The 18,062-nt window shown below is 34.2% G+C and carries 13 protein-coding genes and 1 pseudogene; 7 read left to right on the top strand and 7 right to left on the bottom strand.

The annotated features are described in order from the left end of the window. Window positions 1-54 precede the first annotated feature (54 nt). The 3 genes from ABWU24_RS03680 (at window position 55) to ftsH (ending at window position 4,017) form a co-directional block, all read left to right on the top strand. Window positions 55-534, top strand: a complete 480-nt coding sequence (locus ABWU24_RS03680) for an OmpA family protein (RefSeq protein ID WP_264330627.1) — start codon at window positions 55-57, stop codon at window positions 532-534. 139 nt (window positions 535-673) lie between these two features. After that, window positions 674-1,969, top strand: a complete 1,296-nt coding sequence (tilS, locus tag ABWU24_RS03675; protein WP_015588037.1) for a tRNA lysidine(34) synthetase TilS — start codon at window positions 674-676, stop codon at window positions 1,967-1,969. A 218-nt stretch (window positions 1,970-2,187) separates the two neighbouring features. Next, window positions 2,188-4,017, top strand: coding sequence for an ATP-dependent zinc metalloprotease FtsH (gene ftsH, locus ABWU24_RS03665; RefSeq protein WP_015588036.1), 1,830 nt, complete (start codon window positions 2,188-2,190; stop codon window positions 4,015-4,017). A gap of 124 nt (window positions 4,018-4,141) precedes the next feature. Here the strand turns inward: ftsH and ABWU24_RS03660 are convergent. Then, window positions 4,142-5,153 (bottom strand): annotated as a pseudogene (locus tag ABWU24_RS03660) (hypothetical protein). A 236-nt stretch (window positions 5,154-5,389) separates the two neighbouring features. Between ABWU24_RS03660 and ABWU24_RS03655 the strand changes: the two are divergent. Both ABWU24_RS03655 and ABWU24_RS03650 read left to right on the top strand, forming a co-directional pair. Then, the gene (locus tag ABWU24_RS03655; protein ID WP_063630816.1) at window positions 5,390-5,884 is read left to right on the top strand and encodes a hypothetical protein; all 495 of its coding nucleotides are present in this window, start codon (window positions 5,390-5,392) and stop codon (window positions 5,882-5,884) included. 284 nt (window positions 5,885-6,168) lie between these two features. After that, window positions 6,169-7,431 (top strand): pyruvate dehydrogenase complex dihydrolipoamide acetyltransferase, encoded by a 1,263-nt coding sequence (locus ABWU24_RS03650; protein WP_015588033.1) that lies wholly within the window; start codon window positions 6,169-6,171, stop codon window positions 7,429-7,431. A gap of 212 nt (window positions 7,432-7,643) precedes the next feature. Here the strand turns inward: ABWU24_RS03650 and ABWU24_RS03645 are convergent, their stop codons facing one another. After that, entirely contained in the window at window positions 7,644-7,781 is a 138-nt protein-coding gene (locus tag ABWU24_RS03645; RefSeq protein WP_353274465.1) for a hypothetical protein, read from the bottom strand. Between ABWU24_RS03645 and ABWU24_RS03640 the strand changes: the two genes are divergently transcribed. Both ABWU24_RS03640 and ABWU24_RS03635 read left to right on the top strand, forming a co-directional pair. After that, a protein-coding gene (locus tag ABWU24_RS03640) for an IS630 family transposase (RefSeq protein ID WP_353274215.1) occupies window positions 7,775-8,780 on the top strand; the annotation gives its coding sequence in 2 pieces (ribosomal slippage) (window positions 7,775-8,284 and window positions 8,286-8,780; 1,005 coding nt in all). The genes ABWU24_RS03645 and ABWU24_RS03640 overlap by 7 nt on opposite strands. Before the next feature lie 6 nt (window positions 8,781-8,786). Further along, window positions 8,787-9,377 (top strand): hypothetical protein, encoded by a 591-nt coding sequence (locus tag ABWU24_RS03635; RefSeq protein WP_353274463.1) that lies wholly within the window; start codon window positions 8,787-8,789, stop codon window positions 9,375-9,377. Here ABWU24_RS03635 and ABWU24_RS03630 read toward each other — a convergent pair. The 5 genes from ABWU24_RS03630 to ABWU24_RS03610 form a co-directional block, all read right to left on the bottom strand. Beyond that, window positions 9,322-10,114 (bottom strand): IS5 family transposase gene (locus ABWU24_RS03630; protein WP_341815401.1). Its coding sequence is split into 2 segments (ribosomal slippage): window positions 9,322-9,849 and window positions 9,851-10,114, totalling 792 coding nucleotides; the frame shifts between segments, so codons are not numbered across the junction. The genes ABWU24_RS03635 and ABWU24_RS03630 overlap by 56 nt on opposite strands. 203 nt (window positions 10,115-10,317) lie before the next feature. Continuing rightward, entirely contained in the window at window positions 10,318-12,063 is a 1,746-nt protein-coding gene (locus ABWU24_RS03625; RefSeq protein WP_341815574.1) for a type I secretion system permease/ATPase, read from the bottom strand. 355 nt (window positions 12,064-12,418) lie between these two features. Then, a complete protein-coding gene (locus ABWU24_RS03620) occupies window positions 12,419-15,997 on the bottom strand; it encodes an ankyrin repeat domain-containing protein (protein ID WP_353274461.1) in 3,579 nt (1,192 codons plus the stop codon). A gap of 118 nt (window positions 15,998-16,115) precedes the next feature. Next, complete coding sequence (gene tsaD / locus ABWU24_RS03615) at window positions 16,116-17,126, bottom strand: tRNA (adenosine(37)-N6)-threonylcarbamoyltransferase complex transferase subunit TsaD (RefSeq protein ID WP_015588030.1); 1,011 nt, start codon at window positions 17,124-17,126, stop codon at window positions 16,116-16,118. A 72-nt stretch (window positions 17,127-17,198) separates the two neighbouring features. Continuing rightward, on the bottom strand, window positions 17,199-17,936 hold the full coding sequence (locus ABWU24_RS03610; RefSeq protein ID WP_015588029.1) for a hypothetical protein: 738 nt from the start codon (window positions 17,934-17,936) through the stop codon (window positions 17,199-17,201). Between the last annotated feature and the right edge of the window lie 126 nt (window positions 17,937-18,062).

Raw genomic sequence — 18,062 nt, 5'->3', positions numbered from 1 at the left:
TTAATACTAAAATTAAAATTACGCACTATATTTTAAATTTATGGAGGTTTAGTGATGTGGAGTAGACTGATTATAATGTGTTGTTTTTGTTTACTGCTTACTGGTGTAAGTTCTTGCCCTAAAAAAGGAGTAAATACGACAAATAAAATGAATGCTGTTGTTAAGCAGATAGGTGATAAAAGAGTTTTCTTTGGTTATGATGAATCTAGTATCAGTGAAGTGAGTGCAGATGCATTACTTGACGTGATGGAAGTGTTACAAAATAATCCTGACGCAAAGGTCACTTTAACTGGTCATACTGACAATCGTGGTTCTCACGAATATAATCTTGCACTAGGAGCTAGAAGAGCAGATGCAGCTAAAAAATTTATGGTCAGCTGTACACCTTATCTAGAAAATAGAATAAAAACTGCTTCTAAAGGTGAAACTGAGCCTTTGGTTAATGTAAAAGATGATTCTAGAAATTCCAAGTATGAGAGAGAGCATGCTAAAAATCGTAGAGTAGAATTTTCATTCTCTGGGATCAAAAGTTAATCTCCTCCGCATCCCAGTGCTGAGCACTGGGATGATGCAGTGTACAAATCCTTTGCACAGATTGTTAGTTTGCTTGTATTGAAGTTCCGTAGCGGTATAATGTAGAGAGACATAAACTACCTAACCGTCAAGAAACATAATGCGATTGGAGCTGTCATTTCAAAATATAGTTAATAAGTTTGCTTTTCATGATAATCAAGTTGCGATTGCAGTATCAGGTGGTGTAGACAGTGTAGTTTTATTGCACTTAATGATTAATTGGGCAAAAAAAAATAAACCTTCACTTCCTACAGCATTAACAGTAAATCACGGGTTACGTTTAGAATCTCAAAAAGAAGCTGATTTTGCTGTAAGCTATGCAAAAGAACTTGGGGCAAAGGAATCATTCATATTAAATTGGGAGAAGAAAAATATTAAAGGCAATATTCAGTTGCAGGCACGAAAAGCACGGTATAACTTATTAACAAAATGGTGTAAAAATAATAATGTTAAATATTTATTTGTTGCTCACCACAAAAATGATCAAGCAGAAACGTTCTTGTTGAGATTAGAGCGGGGTAGTGGAGTAGATGGATTATCATCAATGGACTACAAGTATTTCTTAAATGGTATTTATGTATTTAGGCCGTTGTTAAATTTTAGTCGTAGTGAAATAGAAAAGTATGCTAAACTTCACCAATTAAGATGGATCGAAGATAGAAGCAATTATGACTTAAAATACAGACGAACTTTATACCGTAACTTACTTAAAGCAAGTGATAATCAAGATGTTCTAACAGAGCGAATATGCCTTACAGCACTTCATATGAAAAGAGCTGCAAAAGCGTTGATGCACTACACACGCCTTGCACTTAATGACTGCGTTAATATTCATGATCTTGGTTATATTGAAATTAAATTAGATGAACTTTATAAACTGCCAGAGGAAATAGCTTTAAGGCTTCTTCTTTATTCTATAATGGCAATTGTCAACAAGCACTATAAACCAAGGTACCGTAGCCTTATCACAATATTTAACAAAATATCGCAAAAAGATAGTGATATTAACTGTACACTCTCTGGGTGCAAAATAAGAAAATATGGAGAGAGCATCTTGATAATGAGAGAATCATCAAAGATACAGGAAATTACTGTACACCTAACATTAAATGTCCCTATTGAATGGGACAATAGATTTAGCTGTACAATACTTAGCAATCAGAAGTGTTCAGTAACTATTGCTCCGCTAAAAAAAACGCAAAAAATTCCTGAATTTCTAAAAGATTATAACTGCTGCCCTGAAATTTTTTACTCTTTACCTGTAGTGCTAAAAGATGGAAAGATGTTTGCTTATCCATGTATGAAACATAATAGTAAGAGCACTAGTGATGACGAGATTAAATATTTTATTGCCAGTATAATAAAGGAAAATTTGCTAAAGTTAACTGATATTTAATTAAGGATTACAATGAGTGGGGCAAGATTTTTTAAATTTGTAATTATTTTTCTAAAGTTTACTACTCTTTTCCAACAGTGAGAAAAATGGAAAGGTGGTTGCTTATCCTGATGTAAATTATAACGGAAAAATACGGTGATGATAAGATTCGATGCATTATTAATAGCACGATAAAACAAAATTTGGTAAGCTTGATTGGTATTTAATTAGAAATATAAATGAAAAAATTTTTAGAAGGCTTATTGATCTGGTTAGTGATTATTGTTCTTATTTCAGTTGCTTATATTCAATTTAGCGGAAGTATAGGTAAGAGTAAAACAACCATACCTTTTTCAGAATTTTTAACTAGACTAGAAGATAATGATATAGAAAATATTACAATAAGAAACCAAAGCATCCAAGGGAAGTTTAGGGATGGGTCAGCCTTTAACTCAAGTGGTGTTATATATAGTGACTTAATAAAAAGTTTGCATGATAGGAAAGTGAAGTTCTCCTTTTCAATTGGAGACTCTGCAATAGGTATAATTGGTGGATTACTTATTCAATGGGTTCCGACGCTTATCTTTATCGGTTTATTACTTTTCCTTTTTAAACAAACGCAAGCAGGAGGTAATAGAACTATAAGCTTTGGCAAATCAAAAGCTAGGCTTATGACTACTGGAAAAAAAGTGACATTTGATGATGTTGCTGGGATTGATGAAGCAAAGGAAGAGTTGGTTGAAATTGTTGATTTTCTTAAACAAAGGCAAAAATTTCAAGTGTTAGGTGGGAAGATACCAAAAGGGTGTCTTTTAATTGGTTCCCCTGGAACTGGTAAAACTCTACTTGCTCGTGCAATTGCAGGTGAAGCTAATGTACCGTTTTTTAGTATTTCTGGATCTGATTTCGTTGAAATGTTTGTCGGTGTTGGTGCAAGCCGTGTCCGGGATATGTTTGATCAAGGCAAGAAAAATGCTCCTTGTATAATTTTCATAGACGAAATAGATGCAGTAGGTAGGCATCGCGGTATTGGTCTTGGTGGCGGTAACGACGAAAGGGAACAAACATTAAACCAGTTACTGGTTGAGATGGATGGTTTCGAGTCTAATGAAGGTGTGATAATAGTTGCTGCAACTAACCGTCCAGACGTCCTAGATCCAGCACTACTTAGACCTGGTCGTTTTGACCGACAGATTACTATTTCTTTACCTGATATAAATGGGCGTGAAAGAATATTAAATACGCATATAAAGAAAATATCGATAGCACCAGATGTAAACGTAAAAACAGTTGCTAGGGGAACGCCAGGTTTTTCAGGAGCTGATCTAGCAAATTTAGTGAATGAATCTGCGCTTATTGCTGCAAGAAGAAATAAGAAAATTGTTACCATGGATGATTTTGAGTATGCACGTGATAAAGTGATGATGGGCATGGAAAGAAGGTCCTTAGTCATTACAGAAGAAGAAAAAAAGCTTACTGCTTACCATGAAGCTGGTCATGCAGTAGTTGCAGTGAATATGCCTGCTTCTGATCCTATACACAAAGCAACAATTATTCCACGTGGTAGAGCACTCGGTTTAGTTATGAGACTACCAGAAACAGATAGAGTGTCCCTCACAAGAGAAAAGATGCTAGCAGATATAACTGTTGCAATGGGTGGACGTGTGGCAGAAGAGCTAATTTTTGGCTATGATAAAGTCACAAGCGGCGCATCTTCAGATATAAAACTAGCATCAGATTTATCACGTGCTATGGTGACAAAATGGGGAATGAGCGACAAAATAGGTCCGATCTATCATAATTGCGAACAAATTATGCATGGTTCTGAGATAATTTCTGAAGATACGTTAAAACTTATAGATGAAGAAGTGAAGAAAGTTGTGTCTTCATGTTATGAAGAAGCAAAGCATATCTTGACTAAGTGTAGGAAAGATTTGGAGCTAATTGCTGAAAATCTACTGGAGTTTGAAACTTTAACAGGCGATGAAATCAGTGATATATTAAGTGGAAAAAAAATTGTCAGAAATGAAAACGAAGGCAAAAAAGAGATAAGGAGATCCTCTCTCTAATTAGATCTGACTTTGATTTAACTGCTAAAATAAAAATCTTTAACCAAGAACCTAAACTACAAAGCTATAATTAAACCTCTGTATTTTACCAATGAACTTCCTTGAACATTTCTTCAATTTTTTTCTAAATAACTCTTTGCCTATTTAAATAAGTATGTTCAGTATTAGAGCTTTCCAGACCGCTACTAGGAGAAAGATTAGATTCTTGACCTTTAAACATCTCTATTAGCTTTAATAAAGGAGCAGTTCCTGCTACAATAGCTCCTATAACAGCAGTAGCACCCATGATGAGAAGAATCGGTTCTGCAGTGGTGATCATACAAAGCTCAATACATAAACCAGCAATGACCATACCAACCATTATACCAATGAAAGCACCTACAATTATGGATGAAACTACACCAATTAATTGTCCTATTTTTGAACTAAGTGGTACTTCTCTTTCACGTCTAACAAAATTTGGCTGCATTCGCCTTCCCGCTCTTCTTCGTTCTCTCATTATTGTATATTCATCCCTATTTTCGGAGAGATTTAGTGATACTTCACTTGGCTGCATTTGTTCTCCTGGTCTTCTTATATTTTCACTCCTGTTTCCAGAGAGATTCAGTAATAGTTCTCTGTCAGCTGCTCTATCAAGATCTCTGATGTTATTTAGTATCTCTTGCATTCTTTGCCTTACTATATTTTCACCCCTGTTGCTAAGGCGAACTCTCTGAGGGTGATTTAGAACATGATCTAATCTCTCATAGTTCCTTGCCCTTCTTTCATTCACGTTTTCAAAGAAGTGGAAATTCAGAAATGTCTCTCTTTCACCGCCAACATAACCTCTTGAATTTCGCTTTGATCTTCCTCCAACATCCTTAATTGTCTTTTCAAATTTTAATAGCGACTTGTTGTTTAGTCTAACATGATCCTGAGAATCACAAGCAACGATCCAGTCTAAAATTGGCATTTTTTGACTATCAAATCCTGTACCATGTTCTATATCATCATTAATGTGTTCTTTTATTTTTTTAATTATCTCTACTGCTCTTGTTTCCATAGCTTCTATGGCGCTATCTTCACTTTCTATGAGTATATTGAAAACAATTCCTAATAACTTCCTGTTGTAAATCCTTTCGTTCTTTAATATTCATAATTAGCCTCAACTTTTATATGCTATTTTGCCAAAATAATTCTACCAAATAAGTAATATATATACAATAATTCTCGTTTAAAAATTTTTTTACATTGGCCTATCTAAGTTATGTTTTAGGATGTAAAAGCTTCTTACTTTAATAATTTATTAAAGTAAACCATATATGGATTGCTATTTAGGAGCAGCTGTTGTACTTTAATCAGAAGGTACAGTAATGTAAGAAGGAGGTACTTTATGTCTTTAAAAAATGAAATTTCTGAGTTGATAGAGCAACAGCTTGGCATTAAATATCATGACAATTGCTTAGCTTACACTATCCATAATTCGGCTGCAGGTGAAATATCCGATTCTATTGCTCTTTGCATAGTTGGCTGTGGCGATTGTGAGATTAAGTATCAAGGTATTGCTAATTCATTTAACATAACGAAAGAAGAAATTAACCAAAGTAATATAGAAAGCATAAAAAATAAGATAGAAAGTGAAGCTAGAAAAGAAGGTAGTGAATTTTCCGAGTTGATTTCTAAAATGGATCAATCGCTGAAAGAACAAAGTGAAAAGTCTATTATACAAATTTTAAATTCATCTGCTGAAGAGATGTTAAGGAGTTTTTGTGGTAGTTCTATACAGAGAACAGAGGATAAAGAAGTTAGTCTGTCCTCTGCTTCACATGAAGAGCCTGCTACAGAAGATTCGGAAACTACTGTTAATTCTGATCTTTTATCAATTTAACCAGCTCCTCATATAAATTTTTTCTGTACCCAAGCTATATGCTTGTGAGAGGATAGTAAGCACTACATTTTTCTATTTCCATTATAACAGATTCGTCTATTTTCATGATGATCTTACTATTTGTACTCTGTCTAGGACTAAGCAATAGAAATAGTAGGATAACAGTAGTCAACCAAGATTCCAGCATCATGTACTAGGATGATATAAGTATCATAATTTACGATTAGATTGACATAGGGTAAAGAGTAAATTAAAAATTAAATAGATCTTTTAATGCAGAATAAATGCCTATAGAAATATTGATGCCTGCTCTTTCCCCAACAATGAGTAAAACTGGAGGAAAAATTGTAAAGTGGTGTAAAAAAGAACAAGATAAAGTTGAAATAGGTGATGTAATCGCTGAAATTGAGACTGATAAAGCCATAATGGAGTTTGAATCTGTCGATGAAGGAGTTTTGGCAAAAATTTTAGTGTCGGAAGGAACAAGTGGCGTGCCTGTAAATCAACTGATAGCTCTAATGTTAGAGGAAGGGGAAGATAAAAGCGCACTTGATTTAGCTTCTGCCATCAATACCAAGGTTGAGAAGGAGGTTGAAGCCGATTTTTCAGTATCATCCAACCCTTCGATTTCATCTAGCTCTTCAATGTCATCCCAGTGCGTGACACTGGGATCTAAAAAAGAGGATAGAGCAACAGAAAATAGAATAAAAGTAAGCCCCTTAGCTAAAAAAATAGCTCAAAATGAAGGTGTTGATATAAAGCGATTAAAAGGTACAGGTCCATATGGTCGTATCATCAAAGCTGATGTATTAGAATTTTTAGATCAAACTAAAAGCTATGAGAGATTTGAGGAAAATACAACAGTTGAAGTAAGTAATATGCGCCAAGTGATAGCGCAGCGCCTAGTTGAATCTAAGCAAAATATTCCACACTTTTATTTAACTGTAGACTGCCACGTTGATAAGCTAATATCGCTCAAAAATGAGGTTAATTCAGCAAATGAAAACAATAAAGTAACAATTAATGACTTAATTATAAAAGCTGTGGCTTTCAGCATGAAAAAATTTCCTGATATAAACTCATCGTGGATAGATACTAAAATAGTAAGATACTCAAATATAGATATCTCAATTGCTGTAGCGCTTGAGGATGGACTGATTACTCCTATAGTAAAAAATGCTGATGAAAAAAGTGTTTTATCTATATCAAAAGAAGTGAAAGATTTAGTAAGTAGGGCAAGATCTGGAAAACTAAAGCCCGAAGAATTTCAAGGAGGAGGATTTACTATCTCCAACTTAGGCATGTTTGGTATAAAAACTTTCAGCGCTATAATCAATCCACCGCAATCTTGCATTATGGCTGTTGGTGAATCTAAAAAACAGCCGGTTGTCATAGGTGAAAAAATAGAGATAGCAGAGATAATGACAGTTACTCTCTCTGTTGACCACAGAGCAGTTGATGGAGCACTCGGAGCAAAATTTTTAAATGCCTTTAAGTACTATATAGAAAACCCTACGGTGATGCTTCTTGAGCCTTTATTATTATAATAAAATTAATACCTCTTAATTTATACTTTTATTAATTGATAGGTTTAGAGGTAAAATATGACTGATAAAAAGATAGAAAAACGTAGTATATTTTTTGATGCTGCAAAATCAAAATTTTCAAACGATAGGTTTCAAATAGATTCCTCATCTAATGAGTCAATAGATACCATTGGTAAAAAATTTAAGTATGAAGTGAAACTTCCAGGTGTTATTCACACTACAACAAGAAAAAATAATGTTGGAAGCGGATTAAATGAGTTATACCAATTCCCACTATATAAAGAACAGATAGACAATAATGGGAAAGAAGTGATACTAAAGTAGATAAAATAGAGAGGTATAAATGGCATTAAGGTCAAAACTATTAGACGAAAAAGTTGTAAATTTGGCGAAAGAAATGTTAAAAAAGGTCAGAAATAACGCATATGTTTCAAAAAAGTTACAAGCGGTGATAGCAGGAAAAGAAAGTAGTATAAGCGCTGTGGCAAGAATATGTAAAATTTCAAGGACTGCTTTGACTGAATGGATAAAGCATCTAAAATTTGGTAGAGTAGAAAGATTATTTTCCCCGTCTCAGCGGCGAAGAAAAAGCAAATTAAACAAAAATCAACGTGAGCAAATTGAAATATGGGTAGAAAGAAATCCAAATATTACTATTAAGGAAGTGCAAATAAAAATCTCAGAGGAATTTGGCCTAAACATTAGCAAATCAACAGTGCACCGTGAGATACAAAGGATGAAGTTTTCTTACATAACACCGAGGCCAATTCACCATAAACAAGATAAAAACAAGCAAGAAGAGTTTAAAAAATACTTCAATAAAATAGTCAATTCCCACCCTGAAAAGGAGGTATTTTTTTGATGAATCACGATTTGGAACTCATTCAAAAATCGGACACGGATGGTTTAAAAAAGGGGTCAGAACACAGGTTAAAATGAAAATTGGTAGACAAAATTTCTATATCTACAGTGCGGTAAATCCAAGAAGTGGTAAGAAAATTAGCCTACTTGCTCCATATGTAAACACTGATTGTATGAATATATTTCTGGAGCAGATGTCGAAAGATTTAGGCACGAAAGAAGCCTTTCTTGTAATGGATTGTGCAAGTTGGCATAGATCAAAAAGTTTGAAAATTCAGGAAAACATTACCATCATATACTTGCCTCCTTATTCACCGGAACTGAATCCTGTTGAAAGGTTGTGGCAATATATCAAATACAATACTTTACGCAATAGTATCTACGATACCATAGGTTTACTTGAAGATGTTTTGTGTAATTTTATTGTCAATATTTCCAGTACTACTATTAAACGAGTTTGTAATGTTTCTTATTTGTTCGGTCAGTAATGGATTTTGGTATTAGATCTAAAAAAGAAAAACGAAAACTCTTTCAAGACACCAATAAAGAATATTGAAGAATCAGATAGTAAGAGAAACCAAAGTCATTTGCTGTTTCAGGAGGACTCATTTCCAGAACTACCAGCATGTGCATATAAGCCAGCACTGTTGCCAAAACCATCAAAAGAAAAAATAAAGGAAGCTGTAGATAGAATGCGCAATAATAGAAAAGCTCATAATTCTGCAAGTGTTGAAAATGGTGTTAGTTCAGACAGGTTCAAAGTGCGCCCGTTCTTATGTAGTGATATAGATGGATATGTAGCTCCTGACAGACGTGACCGTAATCTAGAAAGGTGTAGGGTTACACATGATAGCAGTAAGCTTGAAGCACAAATGGAAAGAAAGCATGGGTTTCAATCAGATCCAAGTGTTAAGCATGTAAAGGCTGATACTGTAGTATGTTCTATTACTAAAGGTCATGACAAAAAAGGCGTTAAATCTGATGTCTCATATACACAAGAGCCTACATCAGAAATGTCTAAGAGCCTGTTCATAATCTTTTCAGAAGCAAAGCAGCGAAAGCAAGAACGACCATTTGCAGGCTAGTGTTGAGTTTCCGCTCGCAATTTTTCCACAATCGCCTACATTTTTGCAACCAAGCAAAAGATCTCTCAACAACCCATCTTTTCGGCAATACGACAAAGGTGTGTAATTCGTTTCGCTTTATTACTTCAACGGTAGCGCCAATAGTTGCTTTTATTTGTGTTGCAAAATTTTCTCCTGTGTAGCCAGCATCAACTAGTATATTTTTAACTTCAGATAGGTTTTCTTTAGCATTTTTAACCATTCTCACAGCGCTACTACGATCAGTTATTTCTGCCGTTGTTATATAAATTGCGTGGGGTAAACCTTGTGTATCTACCGCAATATGGCGTTTTATTCCTGAAACCTTTTTGCCTGCATCATAGCCTTTTTCTTCAGCAGTATCTGCATTTTTTACGCTTTGTGCATCAATTATGCAGAAGCTGGTTTTTTCTTTCCGACCATTGTTTTGTCGGACCACGCCAACTATTTTTTTTTAATACCAGCTCCAGAACACTTTCTTTATTTGCATCTGCTTTTTCACTCCACTTCTTAAAATAGTCGTAACAATTCCGCCATTTTGGAAACTCTTTTGGTAACATTCTCCACTGGCAGCCACTTTTTAAGACGTATAACACTCCACAAAATACATGATATAAATCAAGTGTTCTTGGCTTTGTCCTCTTCCTGCAAGACTCCAGATCTGCTACAATAATCTCAAACTTTTCTCGACTTATATCACTTGGATATAAACTTCGCATATCCTACTTTATATACTTTATCCTCTCATTCTATCCCTTTTTTGAGATCACGTACAGGCTCTAAGGTTAATGTGAGAGAATTAGCAAATAGGTTCCGCGGCTAATCATTATTGGATTTTTCGAATAACAATTGCTTAGGATTTTATAAATTGTGCATATAGTACTCTATAAGAGAAAGAGAAGTGTGACAACTTCTCTCTTTCTTAACCACTTGCTGAAGAACGTTTATCTTCTGTGGTATCTGGTGATGGAGCAACTAATCTGCTCAAAATCTCATCTTTTGGTCCCATAGCATAAATAACACCATCTGACATGATAATCACTTTATCAACTACGGATAGTAACGGTAGCTTATGAGTGATGATAACAGTGGTAGTATTTTGCTCTCTTGCAACATTGATTGCATTAATCAAGCGCGCCTCTCCATTACTGTCTAAGTTAGCATTCGGTTCATCAAGCACTAAAAGCTTAGTATTACCATAAAAAGCCCTTGCAAGTCCAAGAAGCTGTTTTTGGCCACCAGAGAGTATTACTCCTCCAGGTCCTCCTATTGTTGTATCATACCCATTTGGTAAGCTCAGTATTAATTCATGTATTCCTGCAATTTTTGCTGCTTTGATTATTTCTTCAGGATTTGGATTTGGTCTCATGCGGGCAATATTAGCTTTAACGCTCGTGTTAAATAACTCAATATCTTGAGGTAAGTAACCAACATAATTACCAAAGTTCTCTCGATTCCAAGTATATACATCAGCGCCATCTAGTCTGACTACACCTGATATGGGTTTCCAAACACCAACGGTTAGTTTTGCAATGGTCGACTTACCAGAAGCACTTGCACCAATAACACCAACAACATCCCCTGGTTCTATTACAAATGAGATTCCTTTTACTGTTGGCTTATTGCTTCCATAAGGAGTAAAAAATACCCTATCAAATTCCAACTTCCCTTCAGGCTCTGGTAGAGCCATAGTTTGCTCTCTTTTTGGGGATGTTAGTATAAGTCTTTGTAGCCTCTCATATGACATTCTGGCTTGATTTAAAAACTTCCAAGTATGAACTGCTGCATCAAATGGAGCCAATACTCTACCCATCAAAATCGAGGCAGCAATAATGCTACCGGCAGTTTTGTGAGCTGTGATTGCGAGTAATGCACCTGTTCCAATTACTGAAATTTGGAGAGTTGAACGTAAAAATTTAGTAATACCAGTAATTACATTAGAACGATTCTGCGCTGTAACTTGCATTGCACGATTTTGATCATTCCGTTTACACCAATCAGAAACTATAAATTCTGACATGCCCATAGCTTCAACCACCTCTGCGTTTCTTGTTGCAACATCTATAGCATTAATATTGCGTATAGTTTCTTCATTGGTTTCTCGCAATATACGCTTAGTGGCAAGTTCATTCCATACTGCCATTGAAACTAATATAATGATCCCGGCAATAGCTATAAACCCTGTAGAGGTATGTATCATAAAGATCACAACAAGGTAAATTAGCGACCATGGAGTATCGAACAGTGAAAATATACCATTTCCTGTAATGAAATTTTTTATTACTCCAAGATCTCGTATTGCTTCACCGCTGGAAGTTGAGCTCTGCACTGACGTTAGCCTGATTGACCTTACTATTAGATCTGGTGTTGCAGTTTTATCAATCCAGTCGCCAATTTTTGCCATGGCTAAATATCGACAAGTTTCAAGCATTGCAGAGCACGCAAACGCAGATAAAGTAATAATTGTCAGCATAACTAGTGTTGATACACTCTCGCTCGATATCACTCGATCAAGTACCTGAGAAGTATAAAGTGGCAAGAATAACATTAACGCATTAATCCCTGAGCTAAACCAGAAAATGAACCAAAACGCACTCTTGCACTTCTCTAGACAAGTATATAGTATACTTTGCTTTAATTCCTTTTTTATTGACGGAGTGATTTCCACAATCTTCCTTTTTATTTAATTATATGTACCATATATAGTTTTTATTTCAAAAGTATTAACAGTTATTGCCTTACCATATCATTAATGTAATAAAATATTAATGATATGCGAATATAAACTTTTTCATGGAAATTTAGCAAGGCTATCTAATTTCTTCTCTACTATAACCTTATACGATAGCCTTGCCAATTGTTCTACGTTTTTCTTATCTACTACTCAATGACAGTTTACTAGAATGCTTACTATTACTCCTCTGAAAGTTGATGCTATCAGAGTCAGTGACTACAATCTGCATCTCTTTTCCTCTTTCTATATGATCAGGAAGTATTCCATATTCCAATACTCTACCTGTAAATTATCTTTTGCTCATACAAGGTGGACTTGAATATACCCTTGGTCTATATTCCAATCCTAAAAAGTCTGTTTCTTTAACAAAAATCCCTGTTTCAGGGTTAGAAAATGTTGCAGACGGAATTTTATTAGCTACCTTCTTACTCACAGAAGGTAGCTTATTTTCACTACTATCACTCACATGATGCGCTGCGCTATGGTTGTTACCACACTCTTCTCTTAAGGTTGAACAGCTTGAATTAAAAAAAGTCGGAAATATAAAACACCCATTGATATCACCAAATTGTTTTATCAATCTATAATTTTCTTTATTCATTCTTGTGATATTCTCTTGATTAGCACCTTCTGATAAGCTTGATGAAGCAATAAGATCTTCTTTTTTCTTACTAAAGATATTGACTCTTTTTAGCTTGGTTGCAACATTCTTGAATTTGTTTTTCGGAGCTTTTGGTTTACTTTCTGAATGCTCATTTATAGTTATAAAACATGATGCACTATCACATTTGTCCATTATATCTTGTGCTCTACTGTTGCGCCTTTCATACAGACCAAGTTTTTTTGTTAAATCATTCAAAAAAAATGAACTTCTTCTGCTTGTTAAAGACTTATCTGAAAATGGTGCTGTACTACCACTTCTACTCATTTCCTGAAAAGGAGTATTGAGTTTGTTTTTACTCTCTAATCTAGCTTCATGCGTAAGTTTGTTAAGCATGCTTTCCAATCGTGAAATGTCTTCTGCATGCTTTGTTGATTGTTCCAATATTGTGTTGTATTCTTCCAAACTATGAACTTCTACTTTTGCCTTGATTGATTTGCCTGTTATCTCTTCAATTGTTTTTATTTTCTCAGTATAGTTTTCTATTTCACTTTTAAGTGGTTTTTTTCGAAGGCCAACTAATAAATTAGACAAGAAAGATATAAGTGATATTAAAGAACAGAAAATGGAGATACAGGTAACAATTTTCTCCACTGTAGATCCTGATTGATCAGATAGTATGCAAGATGAAATAATGATGCCTACTATTGGTGTAAGCACATTAGTAATACGTAAAACTATTTCCCTTTTTTCTTGATAATCTATTTCAAATTTATCATATTTCCTTTTTCTGTCTTCCTTTATTTCATAAAAAGCATCTAAAAATAACCTTAAGATATTTGCATCACTATGTTCAAGAGCATAGTCTAAAGATGTTTTTCCTTCATTATCTTTTATGTCAAAATTTAGTTTCTTATTTACAATTTTCTTTCTGTTGCTGATTCTTGGATATAATAAGGCTTTAGTAGCTTTTTCCCTTAAGTGTTCATTTTGTTTACGCTTTTCTAAAACTAAATTTTTCAAGAATTGATCTTGCTTAAAATCTTCATCTACAATTCTTGCAAAATCATTATCATTTATTACAAGATAGTGTAATGGTGTTCTTCCAGATTTAGATACAACATTAAACATTTCCTCAGTATAGGGATCATGATGATCTGTCATAAAATATTCTATTACCTCAGCATTAAGGCTCATGGCAGCTAAATGTAGAGGTATAAGCCCTTGACTGTTTGTGTGAAAAAGTGATACTGTATTCCTAATAGTTGACTTAGCAATACTTTCAATAACATACTGAGAGCATCCTATGCCGTCGGCAAGAGCAGCCATGTGTAACGGTGTATTGTCGTTTTCATCATATAACACTTTGATGCTAGCAGCCACCTTTTTACCTACAAGTTCTTTTGCCACAAATTCAAGACATTCCTTATTGCCGCTCAAAATAGCTGCAAATAACAACTTTTTTTGTGTATTTTCTTCTGAAAAAATACTAATTGGGATTTTTTCTACCAAATACTTAACGCATTCTACTCTTCCACTGAGAATAGATAAGTCTAGTAAAGTTTGTCCATCCTCATTTTCCTTACTTAATATTTCTCCCACACTCTCTTTTTTAAAAAGGTGCTCAAGGCATGATTTATTACCAACACGTGCTGCCATATGAAAGACGGTGTCACCGTTGCTATTCTCACGCAAAACCTCTTGATAAACGTCAAATTTCTTCTCTTCCAACTTTTTTTCTATCATGCTTAAAAACGATAAATCAAGTTGGGCAGCAAAATGTAAAGGGGTGTTTCCTTTGTTATTACTCTTATTTACTTGCATGCCTCTGTTTATTAATAGACTCACACATTTTTTTCTTAGTTCTGTTTCTGTATTACTCGATAGAGCTAAGTGTAGGGCCATATTTCCTTTGCGTGTTTTTGTGCTTAAATCGTAATCAGGAAATTTCTTGAGTAAAAAGTTTAGACAATCATACTGCCCGTACATTGCAGCTAAATGTACAAGATCTCTTCCATACTCACCTTTGGATTCAAGCATGCTATTTTCTATATTTTCATGAAATAGCTCTATACAATATGCATTACCATGTATAATAGCAATATGTAAGGGGGTATTACCTTGTTTATTCTGAACAATTTTTGCATCTGATTGAGTAAACAATTCTATTAGCTGTTCATTTCCATGTTTTGCAGCTATATGCAATGGGGTGTTACCATCTACATCTTCTCGATTAGTTTCACTTTTTAGTCTACCTAACAGTCTTAGATGCTTTATAAGAAAATTTATAGCATTTTCTTGAGTTTCTGAGTTACCTGCAATCTTATGAAGAGGATTCTCACTATATTGATTTTTTAAAAATTGTACTTGATTATTAATGAAGAATTTTATGCACTCATGATTCCCAGATTGTGCAGCAAAGTGTAATGCGTTATTTCCGTATCTATCTGTTTTAATTTTCTCCCTCTCAAAAATTCCTTTTGCTGTAAGTACTTCCCCTAAATACTTTAGGAGGCTAAAATTTCCGCTTCTAGCAGCATAGTGTAATTCACTCTTATAATTGATAGTACTAGTAAAATGTGCTTCATTTTCTATGAGAGTTTCAAAGCATTCTTTATTGCCAAATTTAGCCGCATAATGTAGCGGTGTTTTACCAACTCTATCTTTACTCCTTACTGCTTCTTTAACATTAAAATCAAAACTTTCTATCACAAGACGTAAAATATCTTCTTTACCCGACTCAGCTAAATAATGTAGAAGTGTTTTATCATTACTATCTGCAAAATTCTCCAATTTTATAATCAATTCTTTGCCCATACCAAGAATTAGAGATACAGCTATTTCAACATGAATATCATAATTCCTATTTTTCTTTTGTTCTTCCTCAATTCTTTCAATAGCCACTGTTAATAGCGAAGAACCATCATTACTTGTTATATTCCATCCATCTTGACGAAATTTTTCAGCTAATGAATCACTTATATTTTTTGCTAAAATCTTGCTTTTTATATGATCAAGATTATTAGTATATATATTATAGTTTTCTTCTTGAGTTATTTTATTAATATAATCATATATGCTTATTAGATCTTGCTTATTGACTTCATCTTCTGAATTGCCTTGTAATGAAGAAAGGTCAGTCTTACTAATTGCTCTGGCTATACCAATGGTTCCCACAGCAAATAAACCTGAACTGAGTGTCTTTGCGCTTGTACTAAATTTAGCTTTGAAAACATTAGTAACTGTGTCAAATTTATTTTTGAACATACTGTGCCTCATAAATAATAATGCCGGTAGTGAATAAGGCTTTAGTAGATACCACTGTAATTTTTAAGCCTACAAAAATTTACCAGCGGCCGCATTATATAGTAGATAATTTTTTGTGCTAGTAATATTTTTCTAATTCCCACTTTGGCCTTGGTGCAAAGTCAAGAGAGTCTACATAGTTTCTCTGTAACCTTTCAATTCCTGTCCATCCAACCATCACTGCATTGTCTGTGCATAAATTGCTTGGAGGAGAAAGCACGTTCAAGTCTATGTGCTTTTTTAATCTCTCTTTCAGGAAATGATTTGCTGCAACTCCACCAGTAACTACAAAATCATTAATTTTAATATTTAAGGATGAAGCAATAATAATTGCATTTTTGACTCTATCAAGTAGTATGTCGCTGACACACTCTTGAAATGAGGTACACATATCACACACATCCTGTTCATTCATTACAAGTTCTCGTATTAAGTTTTTTACTGCTGTTTTAATTCCAGAAAACGAAAAGTCACATCCAGAGCGTTTTGTCATCGCCCTTGGCAGTTTAAATCTCATACCATCACCTTTTTTAGCTAATTTTTCAATCAACGGACCTCCTGGATAGCTTAGACCCAGTGTCTTAGCGACTTTGTCAAATGCTTCTCCTAATGAGTCATCAAGCGTTTCTCCAAGTTTGATGTATTTACCTACATCCTGTGCAATTAAAAATTGGCAGTGACCACCTGATATCAGCAGGACTAAAAACGGAAATTCAACCTCATATAGTAGCCTAATAACTAATGCGTGTGCCTCTAAGTGATTAACTGCAATAAACGGTTTTTGTGCTGTATGCGCAATTGCTTTAGCCATCATTGTACCAACTATTAATCCACCTATGAGTCCTGGTCCTGATGTTGCTGCAATTGCATCCAAATCACGAAAATTAAGGTTAGATTTTTCCATAGCACTTTTTATTAAACCACTTAAATGCTTCATATGAGCGCGTGATGCTATTTCAGGAATCACTCCACCGCACTTTTTATGCTCTGCCTGAGAAAGAATTTCCTGAGCAAGCACTTGCTTATCACTATTTACAACTGCTGCTGCAGTTTCATCGCAACTTGTTTCAATCGCTAAAATGGTTTTCATATATATTTGAACTCTTTAAATTGCGAGAACTATAACTTGAAATGTTGAAGAAGTTAACTATATTCTGCTGAGCTAATTATCATCTTCAAATATAGAACCAATTTTTTTGCTTCCAGGAGAAAATTTATTAGTCCAACTGCTTTGTACTTTGTTTATATCTTTAAAAGCAGTTTTATCGCTATATTCCTTTACTTCTTTATCTATTCTCTCCATTATTTGTAGATCTAGGTAGCTCTTTTTCCATTGGTTAGTAGCAAGAAATACTCTGTTTAAATCTTGAGTGCGAATTAGATATTCTTTATCTTTAGGATAAACTTCCTGAGCCCAAGCAAACAGCTCAAAATAGCGTGCGAATAACTCAGACGCACGTGATTTTGGAGTTTGATAAGCTTGTATCTCTTCAAATATAATTTGACCAATAATTTTTTGTACCAGAATATTTGACTGCTTTAAGTTCTGCTCAATATCCTGATAAACTTTATAGAGAAATTCTTGCTCTAAGCTTAAGTTCAGTTCATTTTCAACCATATGTGAAAGTTCATGTACTATGATGTAAGGATTTGACCTTCTTAGCACAATAACATACTTATTTAAACCAGAAGAACGAATTGTCTTACACACTCCCTCTTCCATATCCACTAATCCTTCTTGATATATTTCAAACGAGAGTCTATTTTGCTTTATTAGTGACAAAGTGAGGTTTAATATATTTCTAAACTTCTCAAATTGATAGAGATATTTGACATATTGTATTACGTTTTCACTATTTCCTACTTGAGTTGCTTGTTTTATTAAGTTCCTGATTAGCATGCTTCATTATTAAAGGAATTTTCTTTATGCTCAAGAATTATAAAGTGTTTTCAGGAAGTATAGCTAAAAAAGTTTAATTTACTTACATTCCGCTGCTTATTATTAGCCAAGAGGTATCACGTCAGT

It is taken from the genome of Wolbachia endosymbiont (group B) of Hofmannophila pseudospretella, assembly GCF_964028515.1.
Classification (GTDB): Bacteria; Pseudomonadota; Alphaproteobacteria; order Rickettsiales; family Anaplasmataceae; genus Wolbachia.
This window is presented reverse-complemented; position numbering and strand designations above follow the sequence as displayed.

Excerpts from the sequence above, each read along its gene's own strand:
- ftsH (WP_015588036.1), top strand. The coding sequence starts at position 2,188 with ATGAAAAAATTTTTAGAAGGCTTATTGATCTGGTTAGTGATTATTGTT.
- ABWU24_RS03650 (WP_015588033.1), top strand. The coding sequence starts at position 6,169 with ATGCCTATAGAAATATTGATGCCTGCTCTTTCCCCAACAATGAGTAAA.
- ABWU24_RS03655 (WP_063630816.1), top strand. The coding sequence starts at position 5,390 with ATGTCTTTAAAAAATGAAATTTCTGAGTTGATAGAGCAACAGCTTGGC.
- tilS (WP_015588037.1), top strand. The coding sequence starts at position 674 with ATGCGATTGGAGCTGTCATTTCAAAATATAGTTAATAAGTTTGCTTTT.
- ABWU24_RS03610 (WP_015588029.1), bottom strand. The coding sequence starts at position 17,936 with ATGCTAATCAGGAACTTAATAAAACAAGCAACTCAAGTAGGAAATAGT.
- ABWU24_RS03620 (WP_353274461.1), bottom strand. The coding sequence starts at position 15,997 with ATGTTCAAAAATAAATTTGACACAGTTACTAATGTTTTCAAAGCTAAA.
- ABWU24_RS03680 (WP_264330627.1), top strand. The coding sequence starts at position 55 with ATGTGGAGTAGACTGATTATAATGTGTTGTTTTTGTTTACTGCTTACT.
- tsaD (WP_015588030.1), bottom strand. The coding sequence starts at position 17,126 with ATGAAAACCATTTTAGCGATTGAAACAAGTTGCGATGAAACTGCAGCA.
- ABWU24_RS03645 (WP_353274465.1), bottom strand. The coding sequence starts at position 7,781 with ATGCCATTTATACCTCTCTATTTTATCTACTTTAGTATCACTTCTTTC.